The organism is Levilactobacillus suantsaiihabitans (assembly GCF_004745505.1).
GTDB classification, from domain to species: domain Bacteria; phylum Bacillota; class Bacilli; order Lactobacillales; family Lactobacillaceae; genus Levilactobacillus; species Levilactobacillus suantsaiihabitans.
In genome coordinates, this window is record NZ_RKLX01000030.1 from 1 (window position 1) to 25,301 (window position 25,301).

Annotated in this window: 23 protein-coding genes; 12 read left to right on the plus strand and 11 right to left on the minus strand. The window is 52.6% G+C overall.

Translation table 11 applies throughout. From position 1 onward, the window contains the following. Nucleotides 1–1,218, plus strand: a 1,218-nt coding sequence (locus tag EGT51_RS11875) for an HAD-IC family P-type ATPase (protein ID WP_135368918.1), incomplete at its 5' end; no start/stop codon positions are given. Between the two features lie 247 nt (nucleotides 1,219–1,465). Here EGT51_RS11875 and EGT51_RS13210 read toward each other — a convergent pair. After that, nucleotides 1,466–1,687 carry an IS66 family transposase gene (locus EGT51_RS13210; RefSeq protein ID WP_135368919.1) on the minus strand — a complete coding sequence of 74 codons (222 nt, stop codon included), beginning with the start codon at nucleotides 1,685–1,687 and terminating at the stop codon, nucleotides 1,466–1,468. Then, nucleotides 1,674–1,913, minus strand: a complete 240-nt coding sequence (locus EGT51_RS13215; RefSeq protein WP_135368936.1) for an IS66 family transposase — start codon at nucleotides 1,911–1,913, stop codon at nucleotides 1,674–1,676. The genes EGT51_RS13210 and EGT51_RS13215 overlap by 14 nt, the downstream gene beginning before the upstream one ends. Nucleotides 1,914–2,080: 167 nt before the next feature. On the opposite strand from EGT51_RS13215, the gene EGT51_RS13220 reads away from it, so the two are divergent. Next, complete coding sequence (locus EGT51_RS13220) at nucleotides 2,081–2,389, plus strand: DUF5626 family protein (RefSeq protein WP_225428743.1); 309 nt, start codon at nucleotides 2,081–2,083, stop codon at nucleotides 2,387–2,389. Here EGT51_RS13220 and EGT51_RS13225 read toward each other — a convergent pair. Then, nucleotides 2,382–2,906 (minus strand): helix-turn-helix domain-containing protein, encoded by a 525-nt coding sequence (locus EGT51_RS13225; protein ID WP_135368937.1) that lies wholly within the window; start codon nucleotides 2,904–2,906, stop codon nucleotides 2,382–2,384. The genes EGT51_RS13220 and EGT51_RS13225 overlap by 8 nt on opposite strands. 211 nt (nucleotides 2,907–3,117) lie before the next feature. Here EGT51_RS13225 and EGT51_RS11895 point away from each other — a divergent pair, with 211 nt between their 5' ends. From EGT51_RS11895 to EGT51_RS11915, 5 genes are all read left to right on the plus strand, one after another. After that, nucleotides 3,118–3,771 carry a hypothetical protein gene (locus EGT51_RS11895; protein WP_135368920.1) on the plus strand — a complete coding sequence of 218 codons (654 nt, stop codon included), beginning with the start codon at nucleotides 3,118–3,120 and terminating at the stop codon, nucleotides 3,769–3,771. Continuing rightward, nucleotides 3,756–4,127, plus strand: a complete 372-nt coding sequence (locus EGT51_RS11900) for a hypothetical protein (RefSeq protein ID WP_135368921.1) — start codon at nucleotides 3,756–3,758, stop codon at nucleotides 4,125–4,127. The genes EGT51_RS11895 and EGT51_RS11900 overlap by 16 nt, the downstream gene beginning before the upstream one ends. Before the next feature lie 380 nt (nucleotides 4,128–4,507). Continuing rightward, nucleotides 4,508–5,926 carry a C69 family dipeptidase gene (locus EGT51_RS11905; RefSeq protein ID WP_135368938.1) on the plus strand — a complete coding sequence of 473 codons (1,419 nt, stop codon included), beginning with the start codon at nucleotides 4,508–4,510 and terminating at the stop codon, nucleotides 5,924–5,926. A gap of 44 nt (nucleotides 5,927–5,970) precedes the next feature. Next, nucleotides 5,971–6,969: a GW dipeptide domain-containing protein gene (locus tag EGT51_RS11910; protein WP_135368922.1), complete on the plus strand. Its 999-nt coding sequence runs from the start codon at nucleotides 5,971–5,973 to the stop codon at nucleotides 6,967–6,969. 119 nt (nucleotides 6,970–7,088) lie between these two features. Further along, nucleotides 7,089–7,655, plus strand: coding sequence for a sugar O-acetyltransferase (locus EGT51_RS11915; protein WP_135368923.1), 567 nt, complete (start codon nucleotides 7,089–7,091; stop codon nucleotides 7,653–7,655). A 48-nt stretch (nucleotides 7,656–7,703) separates the two neighbouring features. On the opposite strand, the gene EGT51_RS11920 is transcribed toward EGT51_RS11915, so the two are convergent. From EGT51_RS11920 to EGT51_RS11935, 4 genes are all read right to left on the minus strand, one after another. Then, entirely contained in the window at nucleotides 7,704–8,447 is a 744-nt protein-coding gene (locus EGT51_RS11920; RefSeq protein WP_135368924.1) for an ABC transporter ATP-binding protein, read from the minus strand. A gap of 2 nt (nucleotides 8,448–8,449) precedes the next feature. Continuing rightward, complete coding sequence (locus EGT51_RS11925) at nucleotides 8,450–9,454, minus strand: ABC transporter substrate-binding protein (protein ID WP_135368925.1); 1,005 nt, start codon at nucleotides 9,452–9,454, stop codon at nucleotides 8,450–8,452. Next, complete coding sequence (locus EGT51_RS11930) at nucleotides 9,451–10,152, minus strand: ABC transporter permease (protein ID WP_225428744.1); 702 nt, start codon at nucleotides 10,150–10,152, stop codon at nucleotides 9,451–9,453. Before EGT51_RS11930 ends, EGT51_RS11925 begins: the two co-directional genes overlap by 4 nt. Nucleotides 10,153–10,861: 709 nt before the next feature. Next, the gene (locus tag EGT51_RS11935; protein WP_135368927.1) at nucleotides 10,862–11,431 is read right to left on the minus strand and encodes a sugar O-acetyltransferase; all 570 of its coding nucleotides are present in this window, start codon (nucleotides 11,429–11,431) and stop codon (nucleotides 10,862–10,864) included. A 540-nt stretch (nucleotides 11,432–11,971) separates the two neighbouring features. Between EGT51_RS11935 and EGT51_RS11940 the strand changes: the two genes are divergently transcribed. Together EGT51_RS11940 and EGT51_RS11945 are read left to right on the plus strand one after the other, a co-directional pair. Continuing rightward, complete coding sequence (locus EGT51_RS11940) at nucleotides 11,972–12,619, plus strand: FusB/FusC family EF-G-binding protein (protein WP_135368928.1); 648 nt, start codon at nucleotides 11,972–11,974, stop codon at nucleotides 12,617–12,619. A gap of 214 nt (nucleotides 12,620–12,833) precedes the next feature. Beyond that, nucleotides 12,834–13,769 carry a DMT family transporter gene (locus EGT51_RS11945; protein WP_135368929.1) on the plus strand — a complete coding sequence of 312 codons (936 nt, stop codon included), beginning with the start codon at nucleotides 12,834–12,836 and terminating at the stop codon, nucleotides 13,767–13,769. Between the two features lie 610 nt (nucleotides 13,770–14,379). Here EGT51_RS11945 and EGT51_RS11950 read toward each other — a convergent pair. Both EGT51_RS11950 and EGT51_RS11955 read right to left on the minus strand, forming a co-directional pair. Next, nucleotides 14,380–16,449: a heavy metal translocating P-type ATPase gene (locus EGT51_RS11950; protein WP_404819930.1), complete on the minus strand. Its 2,070-nt coding sequence runs from the start codon at nucleotides 16,447–16,449 to the stop codon at nucleotides 14,380–14,382. A gap of 56 nt (nucleotides 16,450–16,505) precedes the next feature. Then, the gene (locus tag EGT51_RS11955) at nucleotides 16,506–16,949 is read right to left on the minus strand and encodes a CopY/TcrY family copper transport repressor (RefSeq protein ID WP_135368930.1); all 444 of its coding nucleotides are present in this window, start codon (nucleotides 16,947–16,949) and stop codon (nucleotides 16,506–16,508) included. Nucleotides 16,950–17,256: 307 nt separating this feature from the next. Here EGT51_RS11955 and EGT51_RS11960 point away from each other — a divergent pair, with 307 nt between their 5' ends. The 3 genes from EGT51_RS11960 (at nucleotide 17,257) to EGT51_RS11970 (ending at nucleotide 21,557) form a co-directional block, all read left to right on the plus strand. Next, on the plus strand, nucleotides 17,257–18,486 hold the full coding sequence (locus EGT51_RS11960) for an oxidoreductase (protein ID WP_135368931.1): 1,230 nt from the start codon (nucleotides 17,257–17,259) through the stop codon (nucleotides 18,484–18,486). 728 nt (nucleotides 18,487–19,214) lie between these two features. Further along, complete coding sequence (locus EGT51_RS11965) at nucleotides 19,215–20,129, plus strand: LysR family transcriptional regulator (RefSeq protein WP_135368932.1); 915 nt, start codon at nucleotides 19,215–19,217, stop codon at nucleotides 20,127–20,129. A gap of 162 nt (nucleotides 20,130–20,291) precedes the next feature. After that, a complete protein-coding gene (locus tag EGT51_RS11970; protein ID WP_135368933.1) occupies nucleotides 20,292–21,557 on the plus strand; it encodes a D-alanyl-D-alanine carboxypeptidase family protein in 1,266 nt (421 codons plus the stop codon). A 156-nt stretch (nucleotides 21,558–21,713) separates the two neighbouring features. On the opposite strand, the gene EGT51_RS11975 is transcribed toward EGT51_RS11970, so the two are convergent. Continuing rightward, nucleotides 21,714–24,287 (minus strand): ABC transporter permease, encoded by a 2,574-nt coding sequence (locus EGT51_RS11975; protein WP_135368934.1) that lies wholly within the window; start codon nucleotides 24,285–24,287, stop codon nucleotides 21,714–21,716. Nucleotides 24,288–24,296: 9 nt separating this feature from the next. Further along, nucleotides 24,297–24,998, minus strand: coding sequence for an ABC transporter ATP-binding protein (locus tag EGT51_RS11980; RefSeq protein ID WP_135368935.1), 702 nt, complete (start codon nucleotides 24,996–24,998; stop codon nucleotides 24,297–24,299). Between the last annotated feature and the right edge of the window lie 303 nt (nucleotides 24,999–25,301).

The window sequence follows — 25,301 nt, forward strand, 5'->3', positions numbered from 1 at the left end:
GGTAAACGGGTCGTGGCGCTGGGGTATCAACCCGTGGCAGCCGATGCGGATGAAGTCGATGACTTACCCGTCGGCGAAAACTTCCACTTGGCCGGGATGGCGGGGATCATTGACCCGCCACGGCCAGGGGTCGCCGATGCCGTGCGGCAATTGCGTTACGCCGGTATCAAGGTCAAGATGATCACCGGGGATGACCCGGAAACGGCCGCGGCCATCGCCCAACAACTGAATCTGTCCGAACAGGCGCGCGCCATCACTGGACCGGAATTGGCCCAAATGAGCGACGCCGAGCTGGCTTCGCAAATCGACAAGTACACTGTCTTTGCCCGGACCACGCCGGCCGATAAGTTGCGGATCGTGAAGGCCCAACAGTCGCGCGGTCACGTGGTTTCCATGACCGGGGACGGGGTCAACGATGCCCCCGCCTTGAAACAGGCCGATATCGGGGTTGCCATGGGGATTCGGGGGACCGACGTTGCCAAGGACTCCGCCGATATGGTGCTGGCCGACGACGACTTCACCTCGATTCTAGGTGCCGTGCGGGAAGGCCGCCACGTCTTCGATAATATTCGGAAGACGATTCGTTTCCTGTTACCCACCAGTTTTGCCGAAGGGCTGATCGTGGTCTTGAGTATCCTGATGGACCAAGAATTGCCGTTGTTCCCGACCCAATTGTTGTGGATCAACATGGTGTCGGCCCTGACGATTCAATTTGCCTTCATCTTCGAACCCGCCGAAAGTGGCATCATGCGCCGGGGACCCCGGGATGTGACTCGCGGGATCCTGTCCAAATGGGATGTGGCGGAAGTCACCTACGTGTCGTTGCTGATTTCTGGGCTGGGGATGTTCGCCTACGACCTCTTAACGGGCCAAGGCCTCTCCGCTGTCATCGGCAGTACCATGACGTTAAACGTGATCATCTTCGGGAAGATCTTTTACCTGTTCAACCTGCAAAATGACCACCCCGTCTTGTCGAAATACTTCTTTAGAAATAAAATGAGTTTCCTGATTGTCGGCATCTTGCTTCTGCTGCAAGCCATGATCATTTACTGGCCAGCCATGCAGGGCGTCTTCCACACCACGTCGGTCAACTTCTTCTATGGTTGGGGGATCCCAATCATGGCCGGGGTCGTCGTCTTAGTCGTCACAGAAATCGTGAAGGCCGTTCGCCGGCGCATCGACAACAGTACGGTTGCCCGCGAACAGCGGAGCTTCTAAGCCGTGCTACTTCCTGTGGGGGTACTGGTCGGCTAACTTAAAAGCATGAATCTTCTTTGGAGGAATGTAAGTTGATGATTAGTGAAGCCGGAGTGGCAGAACTAATTCAACGGCTAGACAATGTAAATGCTGATGTTGTACAGCGCAACTCAAAAACGCAAACAATAGGCAAAAAGTGTGAGCACAAATCGCAAACGAAGATAGATTGTATGTAAGCACCCAATAACTGACCGTATTGAATTATAAATTAAAGAAATGGCCCGTCCTCGTTTTTTGAGGGCGGGCCATTTCTTCCATATCTGGTCGGACCATATGCGTATAGAATCGCACGCTCAGAAGCCTTCCTAACAGATCTTATGACCCACATATAGGATTTCGATGTGGCTAGCTTACCCGGTTCTCTGAGTACTTGCATTGGTGTCTCATCGCCTTGTAGGTAAGGCTGAGTCACTAACTTATCCCGAATCAACTCGTATAAGTGGACTCATCAAATCACTAGACTTTATGATCCAGTTTGCTAAAGTTGTCTCGGACAACGCTGCTCCCATTCTTTGCCAGTCTTTTAACTGCCGAGATAGCGGAACACCTTGCTCAAACTTTTGATGAAGTATTTCCGCGATGACTGAAGCGGAACCTAAACTATGGATTACACGGCTGTTTGGTAGTAAGTCATTGTGTAAGGTAATACATTTTATAAATGTTTAAAAAGAGCAATCTTTAGGCTGAGTGTGGCTTAAGGTCGCTCTTTTTCGAATGTAAACTAGAAGTTTCCCGTTGGTAAATTAGGCGTTCCTTATGCCATGGTACGTCAAGATTTAATCTCGATTCAGGAGGTTAAATCTATGAAAAAATACTTGTTACGATGTTTACTTGCGGGGTAATTCTATTTGGTGGTGTGGTGAGTGCTAGCGCCGCAAGTTTTCGTGTATCACATGATGTACCGCTTTCCTGGTCTGCTAGCTGCACAATTGTTACGTCTGGTGATCATATTAAAAATGTGAAGGATGTAAAAACAAGAGCAAGAATGGGTAAAATAACGAAAGCATATGTGACCCATGATGCGGTCAATAAGGTTACATTGCATATTTCGAGGAAGCTTGGGATAGTTAATTATAAAAGCGGGCTGGTTGCGAAGGTTAGCAAGGGGAAACTGATAGTTACGGTTATTTAATCTGATATATTGTTGTCCTTGCTGGAATTAACCAATTATCGACAATGATAACGTATGTGCCTAGGATACTGATGAGAAGGACAATGATGCAAATTAAGTTAATGGTCTTATAGAGACTGTTATACTTATTGTTACGCCATGCAACATATAGAGGCATAAAGATACCTATAGGTGGAATCAGGCCGGATACGATGGATAGAATGATTAATATGATACCTTCATCGGTATTTTGGTAAAGATCTGTATTGATCTTCTTTGATTGTGACTGCTTTTGAATAATTTGTTCATCACTGAGGTTGAATTGCTTCTTTAGGTTCGGATTCTCTGATAGTAGGTTGTCGATAGACATTTTATAAACCTTACTTAATTGAATCAGGTTGTCTAAATCGGGATATCCTCGTCCGTTTTCCCACTTGGAGATGGATTGTCGGGTGACGTGCAGAATTGTGGCGACTTCGTTTTGTGAGAGTCCTTGGGCAATACGAGCATTTTTAAGTGTTAAACTAAAGTTTGCGATAAGTGGTTCTCCTTATTTGGCATATTAAATGGGTACTTCAATTAATAATACCAAAAAGTGTGTTGGACATACAGCCCGATAAATTAGGTAATGTAACTAGAGGAAACGATGAGTGTCTTTGCAAAGGAGGTGTTTTATAATATGCTAAATTTGTTAACGAGGTATTGCTAATACGTATTAGCCCACTAAAATTATCGGAGTGAGCTAGAAAATGAAAAAAATTATTACAGGGACATCGCTTATTCTTTCCACAGCTTTATTAGGAACAATGTTTGTTGAATCGGGTGTTGCAACAAAGGTAGCACATGCTGATACTGTCGAAACAGCTATGCAGACAACCTCGAAGAAAGTTTATCCTAAGTTTGTGTCTGGAACACAGGCAGATCAGATTATTAGTGATTATTTATCAACTGCCAATGATCAACAATTAGAGGCGATTCAACAAAGGGTTAAATCGTTTGTCCAAACAACGGTTCAAGGGAACAAGACAACTGTAAGCATTAGTGATGATGTTATGCAGACTGCTATGATGAGTGTAATTGCACCTAATACTGGTGTATTCCAAACTCGTAGTGGCAAGGGAACTACGAAGATTGTTTGGCATGGTGCTGCAAAGAAGGGAAACGTGGATGTCTATATTAGCGCTGGCATGTTAAATATGGCAAAAAAGCAAGGATTTAATGTGTTAGCACAGATTTGTCTGTTACCATTAGGTGCTGTGGGTGGTGCTATTGGTATGGCACTTCGCGTTGGGTTAAAAGGTGCTCTTGGTACAGTGTTCAATAAAGCATCTGGTAAGGGCTTCGCAAAGGGACGTGTATTCCACTTTAAAGGTGGTAAGTATAAATCATGGTCGTATCAGTAAAGAGAATATTCTTGACTTTATTTAGCATTTTGGTTGGGGTATTTTCAGCAATGAACTTTGAGTACACATTGAAGACGAAGATTATTTTGGCTGTTGTTTTTTCAGTTGCAAACGTATTTTCTTCTTTGTATACGTTATCGTATTGGAAAGAGCTACGTGAAGATCGCTATAGTCAGCTTCAATATTTTTTAATGCTTGTAGTAATGGAAGCGGCGTTATGGGTGTTTACGGCACTGGTTCCTAGTAGCCTTACTGGCCCAATGCTGTGGCTTTGGCTGGGTGCTATTAACTTATGCTTCTTCAGTGTTTTAGTGATTATTGCAATTTCATTCGAAAGATTTTGGAGAAAACGTTAAACAAGATTAGATAAGATCATCACTGTGATTACGGTGGTGGTCTTTTTAGAATGTAGCGTTAACTTGGCCGTACTGGTCGAAAGTTTGGATGGTAGTTATTGGGTGAAACCTAAGGATAAGTGCAAAGCAAGATAGTGTGCTTACGTACGGAAATGTTCAGGAAGCTAAAAGACACCAGATGAGGTTACTAACCAAGTTGCAAACCCAGTCGTAACTAGCAACGGTTGTCATGAATCGGTCATGGCTTGAGGAAACGATTCGCAGGTGGCCTAGGTTCGTGAACAGTAAAACTCACATAATTTTTTAATATTTCGCCCAAACCCCTAGCCCTTAGCACCTGATAATCCTATACTGGTAGCAAAGGAGGCGGAACATCAATGTTGAAGAAGAGTTCCGATTGTACTGAGATTCTAGTGGGGAAGGCTGCCAGCATGGACGGCTCGACGATTGTGGCGCGTAACGAGGATGGTTACGGTCCCATCAACCCCATCAAATTTGTGTTGCATCCCGCAACCGACCAAACGGGGGCGTCATTCACGTCAGCCGTGACCGGGGTAACTGTCCCGCTGCCCGATCACGCTTACCGCTATACGGGCACGCCGCAGGCCGATCAAAGCGACGGCCAATACGAGGAAGCCGGCATCAATGAACTGAACGTCGGCATGAGTGCCACGGAAACGACGGCGACCAACGCCCGCGTCTTGGGCTACGACCCCTTAGTAGACGATGGCATCAACGAAGAAGCCATGGTCACCCTGGTGTTGCCCTACATCAAGAGTGCTAAGGAAGGGGCCCAACGCTTAGGTGCCTTACTCGAAAAGTACGGAACTGGTGAAAGCAACAGTATCGCCTTTAACGATAACGAAGAAATTTGGTACTTAGAAACCGCCGGCGGCCATCACTGGGCAGCCATGCGTTTGCCAGAAGACTGCTACGCCATCGCGCCGAACCAAACGTTGATGCAAGAGGTCGACTTAAATGACAGCGATAATTTCTTAGTGGCCACTGATCTGGTCGACTTCGTGGAAAAGCACCATTTGAACCCGACCCCCGGTCACTTCAATTTCCGGGAAATCTTTGGCACCCATGGGGAAGACGACGCGTATTACAACACGCCACGGACCTGGTACGGCCAGAAGTTGTTCAACCCAGAAGTCACCGACCAACAACCGACGGATCAAGACATGCCGTTTGCCCGGAAGCCCGCCAAGAAGATCGCCATCGAAGACGTGGAATTTTTCCTGTCATCGCACTACAATGGCACCAAGTACGACCCATTTGGGACCTTCGCCTCAGGTTCCGCCGATGACCAAAAGAAGTACCGGCCCATCGCCATGGATCGTAACCAATGTTCCTCAATCTTGCAGATCAGAAATGATGTGCCCGCGGACCACGCGGCTATTCAGTGGATCGCCATGGGCTTCTTTGCCTACGCACCGTACGTACCGTTCTTTACCAACATCAATGACACACCAGTAGATTACCAGAACACGACGACGGCGGTCGATGTGGAGAACGTTTACTGGTTAAATAAGACGTTATCTGTTATTATTGAACCACATTTCCATGACTATGTAGAAGCTGTCAACGCCTTTCGTGAAGGGTGCCAGTCCTACGCGCGGCAACGTGTGGCGGCGACTGACGCAGCCATCACGGGGGACGCCACGACTTTCCTGACCCAAAGTAATGCGGAAACGGCCGGGGAAGTTTCTAAGCGGACTCATCAGTTGTTCGACGATTTGGTCAAGCACGGGCTGTTGTTATCCAAGACGGCTTGGGAAAAGGGCCAAAACCTGTAGCACAGTGGCGTTAGTCAGGTGAACCGACTAGGGGGGAGTTCATCATGAAGATTATGAAAATTGTTTTAGCTAGTGGTGTTGCCTTGAGCCTGTGGGGTGGCGCCGTTACGGCGGATGCGGCCAAACGCGTGACCTTGCCAGCCTATCCGCAACAACGCGTCTTTACGTTTAAAGCCAAGGGCACCAAGGTCTACAGCTATCCGCGGGCGGCTTACCGCCACAGTACGGTGTTGGGGACTGATCAAAGCACGACCAAAAAGTGGACCGTCGACAAGGTTGTGACGGTCAAGGGTCACCGGTACGTTCGGTTAGCGCTGGTGAGCGCCAAGAATCTGCCGCACGGGACCATCGTGCCCAACGCCTCGAAGACCAAAAAGACGTTGGTGGGCGGCTACGTGGCGCTGAGCAAGCTGAAATTTCATCAGCAGATCGCCAGCATGACCGCCGTCAAGAAGACTGCTTACTGGACACCCACGACGACGCAGGACTTCTGGGATATGCCCAAGCACACGTTGGGGAAGACCGCGGCGAGCCACTACGGCCACACTTACGGCTACCGCACGATTTATGCGATTCAGTCGCTGACTACCAAGCAACACCGGCAATACCTGTATTTTGAAACGGCCGCCGGTAAGGCCATCGGCTGGTTGCCGAAGACTGCCGTTACCAAGGGCCAATACCCCGACTTGCTGAAACGCGAGCTGTCCCGCAACTTAACGGCCGACAGTACGGCGGTGACGACCGTGGACAAGGCCGGTCATGTCAAGGTCGGCGTGGCCCTGAAGGATGGCCAGGTCAAGCGAGTCGCGCTCCTGCAACAAAACAGCGAAACGACCGTGTATGACTACCAAGATGGCCAAGCCGTCAAGCAGACCACCCGCACCTCAGCGGGCAAGGTCAAGCACACCGCGGCGGTGACGCCCACCAAGAGCTTGACCTTCAAGGCCCAGGCCGATTTTGATATTCAAGGGTACAAGTATCAGGTAAAGGTCACCCCAGCTGGCCAAGTCAGCGTGATGAGCGTTGGGGGCTGGATGGCTTAGAAAACAAGATTTTAAAGGTCAGGTTGTTTGCATGAAGGTGCGAATGGCCTGATTTTTTTACGGTAATCGTTGACTTAAACCAACCTTGAAGTGCTAAGCTAGACCTTGAGGTGAACACGATGACAAAAACAGAGTTACAGAAGCTCGACGACGGAGAACCGTACTACTTCTTGGATGAGGCGGTGGCGGCGCGCAAGGCGCGGGCGGCGAAATTGTGCCAGGAGTTCAATGCGATTCCGGCCACGGATCCGGCAGCCCAGACCGCTAAAGTCAAGGAAATCTTGGGCAGTCACGGTGAACGCGTCTCCGTGCAGGCCACATTTAACTGTGATAACGGTCAGAACATCCACGTGGGCGAGGACTTCTTGAGCAATTACAATCTCACGATTTTGGACATTGCCCCGGTAACGATCGGTAGCCACGTGATGATTGGCCCCAACGTGGACATTTACACGGTCAATCATCCCCTGACACCCTCGGGTCGGCGGGGGTATTTGGCTCAGGCCGCGCCAGTTACCATTGGCAACGACGTGTGGATTGGCGGTAAGGTCGCCATCATGCCCGGCGTCACGATTGGCGACAACGTCGTGATTGCCTCCGGCGCCGTGGTCACTAAGGACGTGCCCGCCAATACCCTGGTCGGTGGCGTGCCGGCCAAACCGATTCATTCATTAAGTGATGACTAATATGTAAATACGAAGCAACCGGGAGGTTCAGTCCCAGGTGCTTCTTTTTTATGACATGCTTGTCGATTCAGCGCTGCGCAACAACTCATAGATCTCGGCCTTGAGTGGGGCCTGGGTGGCCAGCCACTGGCGGTCCCGGTGCGTTGGCGTCAGGGCGATATCGCGGATGACGTGTGCCGGTCGCGCGGACAGGACCAAGATGCGGTCTGACAGGTAAATGGCCTCCTCGATGTCATGGGTGACCAGCAGCGTGGTCTTTTGCAAATCGGCCGGTAGACTTAACAGCCAGTCTTGCATCAACCCGCGAGTCATGGCGTCCAAAGCGCCGAAGGGTTCGTCCAGCAGGCGGTAATCCGCGGGGTTCAACATCGTCCGCAGTAAAGCGACACGTTGGCGCATCCCACCGGACAGTTGGTGAGGTAAGAAGTGGCGGTAATCCACCAGGCCAAAGAGCGTCAACAGGGCCGTCACGTGGTCGTGGTCGATCGGTTGATGATTGATCCGCTGATACAGCGTGATGTTTTGGTCGACGTCGTACCACGGCAGTAACATGTCCGTTTGGGGTAGGTAACTAAACGTGGTATTGAGCCCGGTAATGGGCTGGCCCGCCACCTGAAGCGTCCCCGTCGTGGGAGTCAGGAGACCTGTCAAGAGTTTCAACAAGGTCGACTTGCCCGCGCCACTGGGGGCGATCAAGGACACGAAGCTGCCATCGGTAATCGTGGCGGTCACGTCGCGCAAGATTTCCAGGTCATCGAGCGTGAGGCCAACGTGGGTCAGGGTGATGGTCATGATCAATCGCCAACGTATTGGTTGGTGTACAGCGTCTTAGCGGGGATAGCCTTTTTGATCAGACCGTATTCCTTCATGAAGCCGGTGTAGTTGTTCCACACTTTGGCGTCCATTTGGCCCCATTTGGCCGCATTATCGGTGTAGTTGGCCGACAAGAAGGCTTGCGAATCCTCTAGGAAGCTGAGGTCGTCGTCCTTGGCGTACTTGTGTAAAATCTTGGCGTCGGCCTTGGGGTGAGCGATGGCGTCTTGGTAACCCTTCTTCGTGGCCGCCATGAAGGCCTTGACCACCTTGGGGTCCTTTTGGAGCTGGGTGTTGTTGGTGATGATAACCGGGGTGTAGTAGTCCAAACGTTTGTCTAGCTTACGCAACGGCATATAGTTGACCTTGATGCCAGCGTTCTTGGCGCGGATCACATCCCAGCCCTGGAACCACCACTGAATGTCGTTTTTCTTGCCCAGGCTCTTGGGCCCGTCGCCGGTCGCTCCCACGATCTTCAATGATTTGGGATTGACGCCCGCGTTACGCATGACGGCCTTGAGCACGGCTTCTTCACTCGGCGTTTGCCAGCCGGCGTAGGTCTTGCCCGCAAAGTCCTTAGGCGAGGTGATGCCGCTGTTGGCCTTAGAAACGAAGCCGGACGTGTTGTGCTTTAAGACGGTGGCGATGGCCTTCACGGGGATGTTTTTGCCATCCGCATGGGCGTACGTCACGTCTTCTTGATAGCTCACGCCGAATTGGGCCTTGTTGGCGCCGACCATGCCGATGCTGGTAGCGTTGTCGCCGGGTTCGATGATCTTGACGTTTAAGCCGGCGTCCTTGAAATAGCCCTTGTCCTTAGCAACGTACAGCCCGGTATGATTGGTGTTGGGCACGTAATCGAGGACGATGGACACGTCGGTCAATTTTTTGGTTGAAGTTGAATTGGTCGCCTGGTTTTTGCTGTTGCCACAAGCGGTGAGCGTCACGGCGAGTGGGACGAGTAGCCAAAGCTTGGTTAATTTCATGATGTTGGTTTTCTCCCTTGGATTAATAGGCGATAGTAGCCCTTTTGTAGTGCCCAGGTCCCTAGGTTTAGGGCCAGGCTTAAAATGATGACGCAGAAAATGGCGGCGAAGACCTTGTCGATCTGGTAGCCGTTTTTCACCCGGATCATGTAGTACCCCAGGCCGGCTTCGGCGCTGAGCCATTCCCCGATGATGGCGCCGCTCACGCAATAGGTAGCGGCGATACGCAGGCCGGCAAAAAATCCCTGCATGCCTTGCGGAATCTTCAAGATGCGATAGACCTGCCAGTTCTTGGCCCCCATCGTTTGCAAAAAGCGAATCTGGTCGGTCGAGACCTTCCCCAGCGCCTCCGAAAACGCCACGATAATGGGAAAGTAACTCATCAAGATGACCAGAATAATCTTGGGCGCCATGCCAAAGCCAAACCAGAGGCTAAGCAGCGGACCTAGCACCATGACGGGTAAGGTCTGCGAAATGACGAGCAGTGGGTAAAACGACTGGTACAACAGCTGCCAGCGATCCATGACCAGCGCGGTGCCAAAGGCCAGCATACAGGCGATGCCCAGGCCGATCAACGATTCGTACAGGGTGACCCAGGAGTTGACGAGTAGCCCCCCGGCCTCGGTCGCCAGCGCTTGGGCGACACTGACGGGACTGGGGAGGATGAAGCTGGGCGTCTGGAGCAGCGTGACGGCCACCTGCCAGGTCACCAGTAAAATGACCAGGCTGCCGAGTGGGTAAAGTTTACGGGTAACGACGGTGAGTTCCCCCCTTTCTAGGTCAAAAAAAGCTTCATCGGGGAATTTACCGCCAGATGAAGCATCCGTGCGTTCCTCCCTACGCCAGTGTGAGCTGACAGGTTCGATGGGTCAAAGTTTACAACTTCCTCTCGTGCCGTCTAACGGTATCCCCAGAAACTTTTAAGTTGGATTTAGTATAGCATGGTAAAAGATGGGGTACAACTTAATTTTCGAAAATGGATGGGAATTCTTCGGGAAATGACGATGAGCGCTGATGTTAAAGGGATTTCGAGCCTGGACTTTTATTGATGTTGCCTGGTGGGCCTTTTATTAAAACTGTTATAAACGCCTCAATATCAATATTTTTATAAAAATTACAGCTTATCTAAACTAGTTAATATGCTATTAGATTATTTCAAAAAAGATGCCCATCAAAAAAGGCCGTGAGTCTCGCTCATGGCCTGGTAAATTGGGTGCAATTGTTTAATCAGCTGAAGGTTGAGCCTAAAATTAACGCGCTGATTGCCGTAATGACGGTGTTCTGGCACCTAAAGCTGGCGAACGGTAGGCGACCAGTTCGGATTGTGAGGCTGAAAACGACTACTTTTGACTTCACGAGTCGCATGGTAACAATAGTTCCAGTTGATTTCCGTCTTTCAACCTTCAGTTAATCAGCAACGGGCACGTTTTCGCGGATCACCCGCGCCGGACTGCCAGCAATGACCACGTTGTCGCCGAAGGACTTGGTGACCGTGGAATTGGCGCCCACGACCACGTTATTGCCCAGCGTGACGCCCGGTAAGATCACCGAACCGCCACCGATCCAGACGTGATCGCCCAGCGTGACCGGCTTACCCAGACCCACGAAGGCGTCGCGGCCGGCCGGGTCCAGGGGATGGTAGGCGGCGTAGATTTGGACGTGGGGCGCCAGCATGCAGTGGTCGCCAATCGTGACCGGGGCGATGTCCAAAATGACGTTATCATAGTTGCACATGAAGGCGTCACCCACGTGGATGTTGTAGCCGAAGTCGCAGCGAAAATTCGGTTGAATCCACGGGTGTTGGCCTACCGAGCCGAAGAGTTGGCGAATCACGTGGTCCTTTTCGGCGGTGGCCGTGTCATCGAGTTCGTTGAGTTGCTTACACAAGCGTCGGGCGTGGGTCTCGTCCGCGGCCAGCTCCGGGTCCATGATATTGTAGGGTTCACCGGCTAAGAATTTTTCTTTTTCAGTCTTCATGGGTATCGTCTCCTAGATTTGATTGATCCCAGTTTAGCACAGATCACGGTTATTTATCCGGACTAATTTTGAAAGTTTACATTCATTCGATAATGAAATAAGAACCCCAGCAGACAGTTCATGGCAATACCGGTCGTGCCACTTAATTTACTCGCCAAGCAAACCGACCCCTCGAGCGGCGTGGTCGGCGGGAGTTATCGTAGAATAGACACAAAGTCACGGGGTAAACGTGGCTTGGGCATCTCAGCTTTGAGAAAAATTAACGGACCATGTCGGACGACTACCATCAAATTCGGACGATAGGAGGCTCGGAAGCTGAGAGTGGGGGGACTTCGTGCAAACGGGGTCTCTTTTTGACTTGCACCCAACTAGGGGGATGCGGTATACTACTAACACTTCAGCTAAAACGGCTGAATGCAAGGAGATGATCGACGATGATGGCATCGTTATTTGTACGGAAAAGTGCTGCTAGTTAGCGACACTTTTCTGCAAGACCTTTCAGAGAAGTGTCAGGTTTGTATCTGAAAGGAAAAAATAAACATGAAACCAACAATCACCGCCTACGAATATAGTTATATCAGCCAGCAGCTCGACGCCTTAGTGAGCGCCTATCTCTCGGTCAATGACAAGCACATGCGCCGCGTCGTGCGGGATACGACGCTGGAACGCATCAAGCCACTGTTGCCACTGGACGAACCGCTCGTGCAAGAATTTTTGACGCGCCTGCAGCCCGACCGGTTGACCCGTAAAGCTGCCGCTGAAATCGTGCCGTTGCTGGAACCCCTCGTGATTCCGTTTCCGGAGCTAACGACCAAGCAATTAAGCAAGCTATTTCGTAAGGTGAAGAAGCTCAAGCAGCCTGAATGGGCCACGCTGAACTTGCACCAACTCACGTATCTGGGTTGGAACGACGGCGGTAACCAGAAGAAATACCTGGTGGCCCCGTATCAGGATCGCTTGATCGGCATTCAAGGCGATCTCGCGCCCCAAGTCGTCAAGGGCGTCTGCAGCATTTGCCACACGATTGGCAACGTCTCGCTGTTTGTCTCGACGACCAAACGCTCGGGGCTGGGCAGCTACACGCGTAACGGCAATTACATTTGCCGAGACAGCGAGCAGTGTAACCGCCAGTTGACCGATCCACAAGGCCTCGCCGACTTTATCACGGTCGTGCGGCCCAAAAAATAACCTTTAATGAGGCCTCCTAAGCGACGATTGTCGTGGCGGAGGCCTTTTTGGCGGCCGTGGGAAAGCGCTTTACCCTAAAAACTTGGTGAAATTTCCCTGAATCTCCCGGGTTTTCACACGAGATTTGTTATAATGAATCTTGCTTTGTGAAATTTAAGAGTGAGAGGGAAATGACTATGTCGAGTGCATTAGCAGCAAGCAAGGTGGCGCGGTCATGACGCCACAACATCATTTACGCGGGGTCTTATTAGCCAGCATCGCCTGCATTTTGTGGGGCATTTCGGGGGTCGCCGCGAGCACGTTGTTTAAGTTGAACCCCCACGTGACGGCCCTGTGGCTCACGCAGGTGCGGATGATCACGGCCGGCATCATTTTGTTGGTGCTGGGCCAACTCATTGGGGTCAAACCGTTTGAAATCTGGCGACAAAAGGCCACGGGTCTGCGGGTCATCAGCTACGGGCTATTGGGATTAGTGCCCGTTCAACTTTGCTACTTTGAGGCCGTTAAGTTCGGCAATGCCCCGATTGCGACCATCATTCAGTTCTTGGGGCCGTTCATCATTAGTATTTACTTCTTGTTATTTAAACACGTGATTCCCACGCGACCGGAAATGGGCGGGATGCTGCTAGCCTTTGTCGGCACGCTGTTGATCGTGACCCACGGCCATTTGAACAGCCTGGCTATTTCGCCGGTCGTCCTCTTCTGGGGAGGCTTGTCGGCGATTGGGGTTGCCACGAACACGCTGATTCCGCGGCCGTTGTTGCCGAAATTTGGCGCCGTGTCCGTCACCGGCTGGGGCTTGCTGGTCGCTGGGATCTGCTTAAACATCTTCGGCCCGGTCTGGCAAGACCACGTGACGCTGAGTTGGGCTGGCTGGTCCATGATTGGCATCATCATCGTCTTCGGGACCGTGATTCCGTTTCTGATGTTCGCCCACGCGCTGGGCTACATTCTCCCCACGACGGCCAGTCTGCTGGACGCCTTCGAGCCGCTGTCGGCAACGGTCTTTTCCGTGATGTTTCTGAGCGTGCAACTGACCAAATACGACCTGGTCGGCGGTGCGCTGGTCATCTTGGCCGTCATGGCGCTGTCGTTAAACGGTCATCAAATGTTACGACTGATTCGCCGTTTCCGCATGAAAACCGATTAACGTTACAAAAATAAAAGGCGTCGCCAACTAACCAGTTAAGTGGTTAATTGACGACGCCTTTTGACTTGTTATCATACAGGACAAGGTCCGATCGCTTACCGTTGTGCAAACCAGTGCCTGCGGCTGTCAGGGGTTCCGCCTGCTATGGGGGACGCCTCCAGCCAAAGAGCGGTCTTCCGGCTCGCTTGAAAGCCTGGCACAAAACCGCCAGTCTCCCAAGTCGCCCCACGCTGTAGGCCGAGAAAAGACCTCGGCCAACACCGTCGACACAGCTGGCTCCACCCCTGACGACCTCCGGCAAGACTGGCGTATGCAAGACCGCGTGGACTTGGATGACTAACGAAATGGCTTGCGACCTTTGCTGCATGTGAGTTGGCATAGCGAGTTAAGTCAATGGGTGTGGTTAAACCACGACGTGAGCCGAGAGTGAAGTGAAATCTAGGCTCAGCCGGGGAATTTAGTAGCGATCTTTGCTGCTAAATTGGTGACTTTGAGACGTGGTTTTCGGCTCAAAGCAAGCGCCGAGACCGGGCTTTGGCTCGGGGCGTCCTCCCCCAGCGTTCCGGCCTAGAGTTTCACGTAGCGGTAGGCGGAAATCAAAGACTATCTTTTAGTCTACCGCCACATCCTTGACTTTCAGCGTCATGGCGTTGATGGCCACGATGATGGTGCTCAGCGACATGATGACCGCGCCGACCATGGGATCGAGCATGAAACCGATGGGGGCCAAGACCCCGGCGGCCAGGGGGATGGCAATCAGGTTGTACCCGGCACCCCACCAGAGGTTTTCAGTCATCTTGCGTTGCGTGGCGCGGGCCAGATCCAAGAACTGGATGACGTCCGCGGGGTCGCTGGAGACCAGGATGATGTCGGCGGATTCAATCGCCACATCGGTCCCAGACCCAATGGCCATGCCGACGTCGGCGCGGGCCAGGCTCGGCGCATCGTTCACGCCGTCACCGATGAAGAGGACCTTTCCCTTTTGCTGGTAGGCCTTGACCAAACGTTCCTTGTCTTCCGGCAACAGGCGCGCCTTGACCTCGGTGATGCCCACACTCGCCGCCACCTTGTTGGCCGTTTCTTGGTTATCCCCGGTCAACATGACGGGCGTGATGCCCTGGCGTTTCAGAGAAGCGACCAGCGTTTTGGCCGCGGGCTTGATTTGATCTCCTTGGGCAACTAACCCCAAGACTTGTTCGCCGGCGACCAGGTAGCTGATGGAGTTGCCTTCAGCGGCGAACTTGGTGAACTGGTCGTGGTCGTAGTCCAGGTGGTGTTGGTCCAAATAGTTGACGGAAACGACGCCGTACGTGGTGTCTCCAATCGTCCCAAACTGACCCAGGCCGGTCTCTTGATGCGTATCGGTGGCCGGGGTGATGGTGAGGTTGCGAGCTTGTGCGGCGGTCAAAATCCCGGTCGCCAGTGGGTGACTAGAGCCACTTTCCAATGCGGCTAAATGCTGCAGGACGACGGTCTCGTCTAAATCAGGGGTTAAACTAACCAGGTGGTTGACCTTGAACTCACCCATGGTTAACGTCCCAGTTTTATCCATTAAGGCAAACTTTAATTTGTTAACTTGTTCCATGGCGTTACGGTTCCGAATCAACAGGCCGTTTTGGGCGGCTAAAGCGGTGCTCCGCGAAACAACCAGCGGTACGGCCAAGCCCAAAGCGTGGGGGCAGGCGATGACGAAGACCGCCACGGCCACTGGTAAGGCCACGGTCAAATCGGCAACCGTCAGCCAAACGATGAAGGCGAGGATCCCGGCAAATAGCGCGGCGTAGAACAGCCAGCCGGCCACCTTGTCAGCCAGGTTTTCGGACTTGGACTTGGCATTCTTGGCGTCGCTGATCAGCTTCATGACCTGCGCCAGGTAACCGGAATCCCCGGTCCCCGTCACGGTAGCGGTCAACGTCCCGGTCCCGTTGACGGCCCCACCAATCAGGGAATCGCCGCTGGCTTTCTTGACGGCCTTGGATTCCCCGGTGACCAGGGATTCGTTGACGGCGGAGGTCCCAGTCACGATGGTCGCATCAGCGGGAATTTGTTCGCCGGCACGGATGACCACCGTTTGGCCGACTTGTAAGTCAGACAAATTAACGTCAGTCACGTTCCCTTGGTCATCGACCACGTGGGCGGTCTGCGGTAACAATTTGCCCAGCGCATCCACGGCGGACCCCGCGTTCATCACGGTGTTCATTTCGATCCAGTGACCCAGTAACATGATGACGATCAGCGTCGACAGCTCCCAGAAGAAGTTGTTGACGACGGGGGTCACGTGGAACAGGTCGTTAGCGATCACGGCGTAAATACTGTAAACGTAGGCCACGCCAATGCCCATGGCAATCAGCGTCATCATGGCTGGGCGCTTCATTTGTAGCTCGGCCTTGGCGCCGCTGAAGAAGGGGGCACCGCCGTAGAAGAAGAGGACGGAGCCTAAGATGGCGACGACCCAATCGCTGCCGGGAAAAATCAGCTGGAAGGGTAGCGTCATGCCCATCATAGGTGACATCAAGATCACGGGAATCATTAAGATCAGGGAGACCCAGAACTTGCGTTTCAGATTGCCCATGTGCATCATGTGGCCATCGCCCATGTCCATATCCATGTGGGTCATGTCCATATTACTCATGTCTTGGTGTTCTGCGGGCTGGTCCATCGCCATTTTGGCGTGGTCCATGCCCTTCATATCGTGTTGCATATTCATGTGACTCATTCCTAAGTGGCGGTCATCTTTCATGATTCACAACTCCCTTCGCAATCGCCGGGCAGGCAGTCACAGTGGACCGTGTCCGGGGCGGTTGGTAATTTTTTCGCTAACACGTCGATCAACTGTTGCACGTCGGCCTTGCTCATCTCGGTCTGCTCCAGCACGTGAGCAATCGCGGTGCCACGGTGCATCGCACACATCTGGTCGAGCTCATTGGTCAACGCCGTGTCCATGGCATTTTGTTCCGGAATCAGGGGCGTGTAAATGAACTGCCGGCCCTGCTTGGTAGTGGCCAGTGCGCCTTTCTTGACCAGGCGGCCAATCAAGGTCTTGATCGTGGCGGGTTTCCAATCGTGCTGTTGCGCGAGTAAATTAATAATGGTGCGGCTATCCGTTTGTTTTAAGGTCCAAACGATCCGCATGACGCGCCATTCCGCATCGGAAATGGTCACGGCGACTGCTGTTGCCATAGCAAACAACTCCTTTGATGAACAGGTCTCTGTTCGATTGATTAGTTACAGTTTACAATTGTAATCGGTCGGTGTCAAGAGGAAGGTCTTGGGGAGGAGACCTGATTGGGGAGAGTCGAAATCTGATTCTCGTGAGGCATTGATAAGACGTTCTGAGGTGGACGAGGTGCGGTCTCGTTTTTGGCGAGTCAACGTCTTAAAATCGTTCGACCATAAGCTGAAGTTATGTTCATTTAACATTTACTTGTTATTAAATTCACAACTGATGGACTATACTCAAGTCATCAAGCAATGGGAGGAATTACTTATGGCAAAACAACTCACAGATCAGGTTACTTTCCGTCACGGTGCCACGATTAAGAGTCGGTTGGTGCAGTCGCCGATGCTGACGAACAGCGGTAAAGATGATGGCTATGTGACACAGGACACAATTGATTATTACGCCGCACGGTCACAATCGGCCGGTATGGTGATTGTAGAATACACCTATGTCAGTCATGCTGGGGGTCCTTCCCGTTCTTGGGCCGATGACCGTCTTCAGTTGGGATTATACAAGGATGACCAGAAGCCAGGTTTTGCCAAATTAGCCCAGGTCCTGAAAAAGGATGGCAACAAAGCTATCTTACAGCTGGTCCATTCTGGTCGTGAATCCAATTACCGGGCCAAGCAAGGTGAAAAGGTCTATGCGCCATCGTCATTTGACTTTGGTTTTCTCGACTACGAGGTCACAGAATTGACCGACGCTCAGATTCGCGAAATCATTCGAGATTTTGGCGCCGCTACTAAGCGGGCAATCGACTGTGGCTTTGATGGTGTTGAGATTCACGGTGCCAATCACTACCTCTTACAGGAGTTCTTCTCTGCTTGGTCGAACCGCCGGACCGATGAATGGGGTGGTCAGAGCCTAGATAATCGGATGAACTTCATCATGGCCGTGACCGCCGAAGTCTTCCGGGTGGTGAAGACCTATGCGCCGAAAGATTTTATTGTCGGTTACCGCATCAGTCCTGAAGAGATTCATGGCGATACCGTCGGCTACGATTACCGCGAATCCAATGAATTGATTCATAAACTAGCTACGACGTTTGATTTTGACTACATTCATTTATCCCTACCGGCTTACAATGCCAAGCCTGCCGGAGTCGACCAAACCTATGCGGCGTTGGCTCAACCAGAGTTGCCAGCCGAGACTAAGCTGATGATTGTTGGCAACGTGATGTCAGAAGACGATGCCAAAGATGCTCTGAAGGAAACCGACCTCGTTGCAGTTGGCCGGGCAACGTTGATTGACCCACAATTTGGCCTGAAAATTAGCGAGGGTCGTGGGGATGAAATTATCCGCGAGATTTCACCAGAACAAGTTAAGCGCTCTAAGCTAACGCCAGGATTGATCAATTTATTCTCTGACCCGAAGATGGAACCGCATTTGCCAGGCCGCGAATCCATCTACGCGCTGCACCAGGCCGGGTCGTTAGACAAGTCCGTTTTGAAGAATGGAACCAGTGCGTCTTACAATTTGGATGCCTTTAAAAAATAACGTGTGACACCAGGCCGTTAACCCCCATGAGTTAGCGGCCTTTTGCTGTATAACTGAAGGTTGAAAGTGAAATTAACGTGCTGGTTGCCGTAGTGACGGTGTTCTGACAACTAAATCTAGTGAAACCAGACGCCTGCGTCAGCCAGGGGTCCGCCTGCTCTGGGGAACACCTCCAGCCTGAGGGGCGGTCTTCCGGTTCGCTTGAAAGCCTGGCAAAAATCACCAGTCTCTCAAGTCGTCCCGCGCTGTAGGCTGAGAAAGGACCTCAGCCAACACCGCCGACACAGCTGGCTCCGCCCTGGCTGCCTCCGGCAAGTTGGCAGTTATCAGCAACACTGTGTTAATGAAAGATTAGTCGTCAATGCAGCTGCTATCTGGGGTTAAGACAACTGTCACTAATGCACACTACCGTAGCCGAGAGTTCGCCAAATATGGGTTCAGCCGTGGGAGTTGTCTTAGCGGCGCGGTTCATGCCGCTTAGACAACTGGCGTCTTTGAGACGCGAACTTCGGCTCAAAGCGAGGTGTCGAGACCGTCCTTTGGCTCGACCCGTCCGCCCCAGCGTTCCAACCCATATTTGGCGAACGGTAGGCGGCCAGTTCGTATTATGTGGCTGTAAACGACTATTTATGACGCCATGAATCGTATGTTAACAGTAATTCCAGCTGATTTTCGTCTTTCAACCTTTAACTGTATAATTGGGTTAATGGTAGAAAGGTGGGGTGAAGATGAACCTCGAGCAGATGGCCTATCTGGTGGCGCTCAAGCAGACGCCGACCTTGTCACAGGCTGCGCGCAATCTCAATATTAGTCAGGCGGGGTTAAGTCAGTCGCTGGACAGTCTGGAGGCCGAACTGGGCGTTAAATTATTTGAACGCACGCGGCAAGGGACGCGGCCGACCAAGGCGGGCGAAAAGATCATTGCGCACGCCGAGAAAATCGAAACGCAACTGAATTTGATTCAAAACGTGGCTGATCAACGTCAACGCCTGGCTGAACCGCCGTTGCGGGTGGGGGTCATGAATGAAGTGCCCAGCTCACTATTGGATTGGCTACTCACCTTTCAAGACGAGCGACCACAGTTTAAAGCCTACTTAAAAGAAGACGACAGTGGTCAGATCATCGCGGGGGTGAAGAACCAAACCTACGATGTTGGAATCGTTGCGGTCAATCAAAGTGACCAACGACAATTACAATCGCTGACATTTCATGAAATTGGTCAAGGCACCTTCAAGCTCTATATGACGGCGAATCATTATCTGGCTAATTATCCGGACCCCATTCCGCTGGAACTACTGAAGGAGCAGGAATACGCGTTGTTCATTGACGATTATATTGAAAATTTTGTGGCCGACGTGACCAAGCAAGTCGGGCCGCTAAACGTACTGCTGCAGTCAACGTCTTTTCGGGTGGTCTTGGAGACGATGAAAAAATTTCAGGCGGTCTCCATCATCCGAGACACGCAGATTCAAAACCGGCTATATGATTTTGAGCAGCAGAACCTAGTGGCCCATTCCTTGGGGGATTTGGGGACGCCACAGATGACTGATTTTAAATACGGCATTATCCAACTACCCAATAAGCAGTTGACACCAATTCAACAAGAATTTGTTCGTGGGATTAAGTTGCTGAACAAACGCTGACGGGTAGGCAATTGTTGCAGTCGATTAAAAATTTCGTCATAATATGACAAATACATTTATAAGAAGTTAAAATTTTAGCAAGTTTGGCTAACAAGGGCCGATTCCGCCGTGGATTTTGTATAATAGAAGGTACCTGTTAAATCGAAAGGAGCGTTGACGCTCGTGGTTTTATTGAAACGTTGGTTGCGGCGCGGGGTGTTACTCGGGTTAGTGGCCATCATACTCGGTGGCGGTCCGGTGGCTCAAGCGGCCAGCAAAACCGTTACGAAGGTGCCTGCCCGGGCTGCCTATGTTATGGATGCGCAAAGCGGCCAGGTGCTGTACCAGCAAAATGCTGACAAACGTTATCCCATCGCGTCATTGTCGAAGCTACTGACCGTGTATTTGACGGTCAAGGCCATCAATGACGGCAAAATCAAGTGGACGGATCAAGTCCCCATTAGTCGCGACCTGTTAAAGTTGAGTCACAGTTACGCCTACTCCTCATTGCGAATGAAGAAGGGGGAGACGTTCACCGTCAAGCAAATGGTGGCGGCGGCCATGATTGCCTCGTCCAACAGTGCGGCGACGGCGTTGGGGGAGTACGTGGCCGGCAGCAATGCCAAGTTCATCGCGCTCATGAACCAGCAGAGTGAAGACTGGGGGCTCGAGGCCCATTTCATCAGCTCCTCTGGCCTGGACAACACCGATTTGAAGGACTACAACCTGGTTTTGCCGGGCACCGGTAAGAAGGAAGAAAATCTGGTCTCGGCCAAGGCCATCACCACGGTGGCCCAGCACCTGATTCAAGCCGACCCCAGCATCGTCCAGATTTCCGGGAAGAAAGAAGACAAGGTCAACGGTACCCAAATCTACAATGAAAACATGTGCCTGAAAGGCCAGTCGCACTACGACAAGGTCACCAACATCGATGGGCTCAAGACCGGATTTACGGAAAACGCCAAGCTGTGCTTTACCGCGACGTACACGGTCAACGGCCAACGGATGATTGCGACCATCCTGGGGGGCGACACCACGTTCTCCGCGATGAATAAGTTGATCAAACAATTGAAGAAACAGTATCAATTGGCCACGACCACGCTTAACGATCGCCGCATCACGCTGGCCAACGGGCTATCCACGACCGTTTGGGCCCAGCCGACCAGCAGCCAGGCCGGTGTTTGGTACCAAGACCAAGCGGCCGGGTTGACGACCACGGTGGAAACTAAGCTGTCCCCGGCACAAATGAGTTCGGGCACCGTCAATGCCGGTGACCCCGTGGCCCAGGCGACGGTCACCGACACCAAGACCGGGAAGCAACAAGCCATCACGTACCGGTCACAACAGTCCGTCACGTTATTTGCGGACCGCGTGATCTTCAACGAGCAGACGCAGCCAGATGCATTGTTACAGACCTTGGTTCAGCCGATGGCGACGGCATTTCAATAGACTTTCATAAGTAAACAGGCTTCAACTCAGTTTTGCGTGAGTTGAAGCCTGTTTTTTTACTTTCGACTTTTCGGTAAGCCGATTCAGTTACGGATATTTGCCGCTACAACGCGGTCAACAACCAATCGTACTGCCTTGAATTTTAGCTGACTTTCGTCAATCCACCGAAGACAGCGCGTCCAACATATTGATGCGCTTGAGCTTGCGGTGCATGATGCCCATGACCAGCAGGCTAAAGGCCAGCGTCAACAGGGCCGCATACACGTAGCTGACCCAATGGATGCCCGGCGAGAACATCAGGCTGTCCGTTTCGGCCGTGTTCAAGATGTAGGCGTGCAGCCAGTTGCCTAAGAAACAGCCGAAGAAGATGCCCAATGCCGTGAGAATCAGGTTTTCCCGGAAGATGTACATGGTGACCTCGCCATCGTAAAAGCCCAGCACCTTGATGGTCGACAGCTCGCGAATCCGTTCGGACACGTTGATGTTGGTCAGGTTGTAGAGCACGACCAGCGCCAGCGCCCCGGCGGCGACCACGAAGATGACGACGACCAGGTCCATGGTGTCTAGCATTTGAAAATTGTTCTTCTTTTCCGTACTCAGCAGCGTCACGTTCAGCATGCCTGGCGTCTTCAAAAGGTCGTTGGCAAAGGCGTTTTGCTGGCGCTGACCGTGGTGGGTAAACTGGACCAGATTGCCGTTGTAAACGGGTTTTTCGCCAAAGACCTGGTGGTAGTAGCTGGGCGACAGGTAGATGAAATGATTGACGTAATTTTCCGCGATGGCCGCGATGCGAACCTTGCGGGTGGTGCGGTTGCCGAGCTTGACCGGTAGGGTGTCGCCGACGTGAACGTCGTAGAGCTTGGCCAGCTTTTCGTCGATGATGGCGCCGCGATTGTTCAGGTGATAGGCGGCGTGACTTTGGCGGTTGCGCAAGACCACGAACCGGTTGAGTTGCTGGGGATGCTGCGGCACGCTCAAGGTAGCCGTCTGGTTGGCGACGTCGGACCGTTCGACGGTGGCCTGGGATTGTTTCACGACCAGGTCATCTTGGTAGAGCGACTGCCGGTGTAAGGCCCGGCGCTGCTTAGCGGTCTGTGAACCGTTGCGGACCACGATGGCGTCGTAGTGCCAGAGTTGGTTAAATTGTTTCACACTGATGTCGCCGATGGAATCCTTCAGGCCAAAGCCGGTGATCATCATCGCCATGCAGCCGGCAATGCCCAGGACCGTCATCAACAGGCGCTGTTTGTAACGAAAGAGGTTGCGTAGTGTGACCTTGTGATTGAAGTTCAGCCGGCGCCAGAACCAGTGCCAGTGCTCCAGCCACAGCGTTTTACCGGCCTTCGGGGCTTTAGGTTGCATCAAGGTGGCCGGCAAGCTGTGCAGGTCCACCCGCGACACGGCCACGGCGCTACCAATCGTGCAGACCAGCGCAATCACGAGGGCAACCACGATGTCGAGCCAAATGTATTGGACGTTGATGGCAGGTAGGTTGTACATACTGCCGTAAGCCTGAGCGATGAAGCGGGGGAAGAAATTAACGCCGAAGCCGACCCCGAGTAGCGTGCCCAGGAGGCTGGCCAGCCCCCCGTAGAGAATAAATTCACTGCCGATGGCGGCATTGCTGTAACCCAACGCCTTGAGCGTGCCCATTTGGACCCGGAGTTCGGCGACCATTCGCGTCATCGTGGTCAAACAAATCAGCGCCGCAATCGCAATAAAGAAGAGCGGGAAGACCGTGGAGAGGGCCACGACCCGTTGCGTGTTCTCGTGGTATTCGCTGTAGCCGGGGTTGGCGGCCCGCCCGCTAAAGAGGTAGGTCGGCGTGGCGATACCGGCGATTTGCGCCTGGGCTCGCTTGACCTGGGCTTGGGCACGCACCAACGCGGGTGTGTTGGCCGGCACCTGTTGGGCGAGCGCGTGGACCTTGGCGACGGTCGGTGCGAGTTGGGCTTGAGCCTGGCGTTGGAGCGCGGCCTGCCGTTTTTTCGCCTGTGGTTTGAGCCAGGTCTTGAGACGCTTCGTGTTAGCCCGGTTCAAGCGGTTGTAGCGGGCCGTGTAGGGCGTCACGCCGCGCAGGTTCTTGAAGCCGACGTCGATGCGACTGATGACACTGGTCTTGAGCGTGTGCGGCTTGACCAACGCAAAGTAGTCGAGCGTGCCCTTGCCAACGTTGGTGACACCGCGGGTCGTCTTTTCGATGTAGCGCGGCGAATTAACAAAGCCGACGATTTTAAAGGTCCGCCGGTGAAATTGGCGGTTTAGCTTACTCGTGGTGGCGATGTGGTAGGTGCTGCCCAAGGTCAATTTCGGCTGCAGGGTCCGCGCCTGTTGGTCCAACACGATTTCGCTGGCGCGCCGGGGCAGGTGGCCACTGACCACGGTCAGACGGTTCAACGACCCCGTCGGCAGTTCCGCAACCCGGACGGTTTGGTTATTGTTTAACTGATTAATGTCTAAGTATTTAACGGCTTGATAGGTGATCTGGTCGCGGTGGTGTTGCAAGACGGTCAGGTCATGGTGAGTCAGGCCGGCCGTGGATTGAACGCTGTTGGTCGCCAGATTTTGGTCGGCGTAATAGTCCGTGGCGGCCTGTAACATGTCTGGCCCCGTGGCCCGAATCCCGGTGTAAAAGGCCACGCCGAGAAAAATAATTAAAATGATGGAGATGAACCGGGCCTTTGAGTGGCCAATTTCACGCCAAAGAACTTTCCAAAATGCTTTTGTCATGGTCATCACCTACCATTCAATGTCGGCGATGGGCGTCGGCTCGGGATTTTGCTGGATGGACTGGACCTGCGCGTCATTGATGTGGATGATTTGGTCGCCCATCTTGGCAATCGCGCCGTTGTGGGTGACGATGATGACGGTCATGTCCGTTTGCCGGGCGCCGTCTTGGATAACCTGCAGGACCTGTTTACCGGTCTGGTAATCCAGCGCGCCGGTCGGTTCGTCGCATAGCAACAGCTTCGGGTTCTTGGCGATGGCGCGGGCAATGGCCACGCGTTGTTGTTCGCCGCCGGAGAGTTGTGCGGGGAAGTTTTTGGCGCGGTCCGCCAGCCCGACCAGCCGCAGCGTTTCGTCCACGTCGCGGGCATCGTGGGTGATTTGCGAGGCCAGTTCGACGTTTTCTCTGGCCGTCAGATTCGGGACCAGGTTATAAAATTGAAAGATAAAGCCGACGTCTTGGCGCCGGTAGGTCGTGAGTTGTTTGGCATCAAATTGCGCAATATCGGTGCCGTCAATCAGGACCTGGCCGCTGGTGGGATTGTCCATGCCGCCTAAGATGTTGAGCAGCGTGGATTTGCCGGCGCCGCTGGGACCCAGGATCGTGATGATCTGACCGCGGTCCACGTTAAATGAAATGTCGTGGTTGGCGATGGTTTCCTGGTCGCCTTGCGTGAATTTACGGGTTTCGTGTTTGACTTCGATGTAGGCCATGTTGGGGACTCCTGTTCTGATAGATTGTGACTGAAGTTGACAGGCGTGTGGGACCGACCGCGGGATTCCGGCAGTCCGTGTCTGCCAATTGACAAATTAAAGGTTGAAAGACGAAAATCGGCTATAACCGTTGTCACCATGCGACTCATGACATTAGGACTAGTTGCTGACCGCGTCATAACGGGAACTGGCCGCCTACCGTTCGCCAAATATGGGTTGGAACGCTGGGGCGGATGTACTGGCCCCTGTCAAGTTGTCATTCGAAATAATATAAAATGGACGTTTACCCTAAGCGGCTTCATT

Excerpts from the sequence above, each read along its gene's own strand:
- EGT51_RS13220 (WP_225428743.1), top strand. The coding sequence starts at position 2,081 with ATGTTTACTTGCGGGGTAATTCTATTTGGTGGTGTGGTGAGTGCTAGC.
- EGT51_RS11895 (WP_135368920.1), top strand. The coding sequence starts at position 3,118 with ATGAAAAAAATTATTACAGGGACATCGCTTATTCTTTCCACAGCTTTA.
- EGT51_RS11900 (WP_135368921.1), top strand. The coding sequence starts at position 3,756 with ATGGTCGTATCAGTAAAGAGAATATTCTTGACTTTATTTAGCATTTTG.
- EGT51_RS11910 (WP_135368922.1), top strand. The coding sequence starts at position 5,971 with ATGAAGATTATGAAAATTGTTTTAGCTAGTGGTGTTGCCTTGAGCCTG.
- EGT51_RS11915 (WP_135368923.1), top strand. The coding sequence starts at position 7,089 with ATGACAAAAACAGAGTTACAGAAGCTCGACGACGGAGAACCGTACTAC.
- EGT51_RS11920 (WP_135368924.1), bottom strand. The coding sequence starts at position 8,447 with ATGACCATCACCCTGACCCACGTTGGCCTCACGCTCGATGACCTGGAA.
- EGT51_RS11925 (WP_135368925.1), bottom strand. The coding sequence starts at position 9,454 with ATGAAATTAACCAAGCTTTGGCTACTCGTCCCACTCGCCGTGACGCTC.
- EGT51_RS11935 (WP_135368927.1), bottom strand. The coding sequence starts at position 11,431 with ATGAAGACTGAAAAAGAAAAATTCTTAGCCGGTGAACCCTACAATATC.
- EGT51_RS11940 (WP_135368928.1), top strand. The coding sequence starts at position 11,972 with ATGAAACCAACAATCACCGCCTACGAATATAGTTATATCAGCCAGCAG.
- EGT51_RS11945 (WP_135368929.1), top strand. The coding sequence starts at position 12,834 with ATGACGCCACAACATCATTTACGCGGGGTCTTATTAGCCAGCATCGCC.
- EGT51_RS11950 (WP_404819930.1), bottom strand. The coding sequence starts at position 16,449 with ATGGACCACGCCAAAATGGCGATGGACCAGCCCGCAGAACACCAAGAC.
- EGT51_RS11955 (WP_135368930.1), bottom strand. The coding sequence starts at position 16,949 with ATGGCAACAGCAGTCGCCGTGACCATTTCCGATGCGGAATGGCGCGTC.
- EGT51_RS11960 (WP_135368931.1), top strand. The coding sequence starts at position 17,257 with ATGGCAAAACAACTCACAGATCAGGTTACTTTCCGTCACGGTGCCACG.
- EGT51_RS11965 (WP_135368932.1), top strand. The coding sequence starts at position 19,215 with ATGAACCTCGAGCAGATGGCCTATCTGGTGGCGCTCAAGCAGACGCCG.
- EGT51_RS11975 (WP_135368934.1), bottom strand. The coding sequence starts at position 24,287 with ATGACAAAAGCATTTTGGAAAGTTCTTTGGCGTGAAATTGGCCACTCA.
- EGT51_RS11980 (WP_135368935.1), bottom strand. The coding sequence starts at position 24,998 with ATGGCCTACATCGAAGTCAAACACGAAACCCGTAAATTCACGCAAGGC.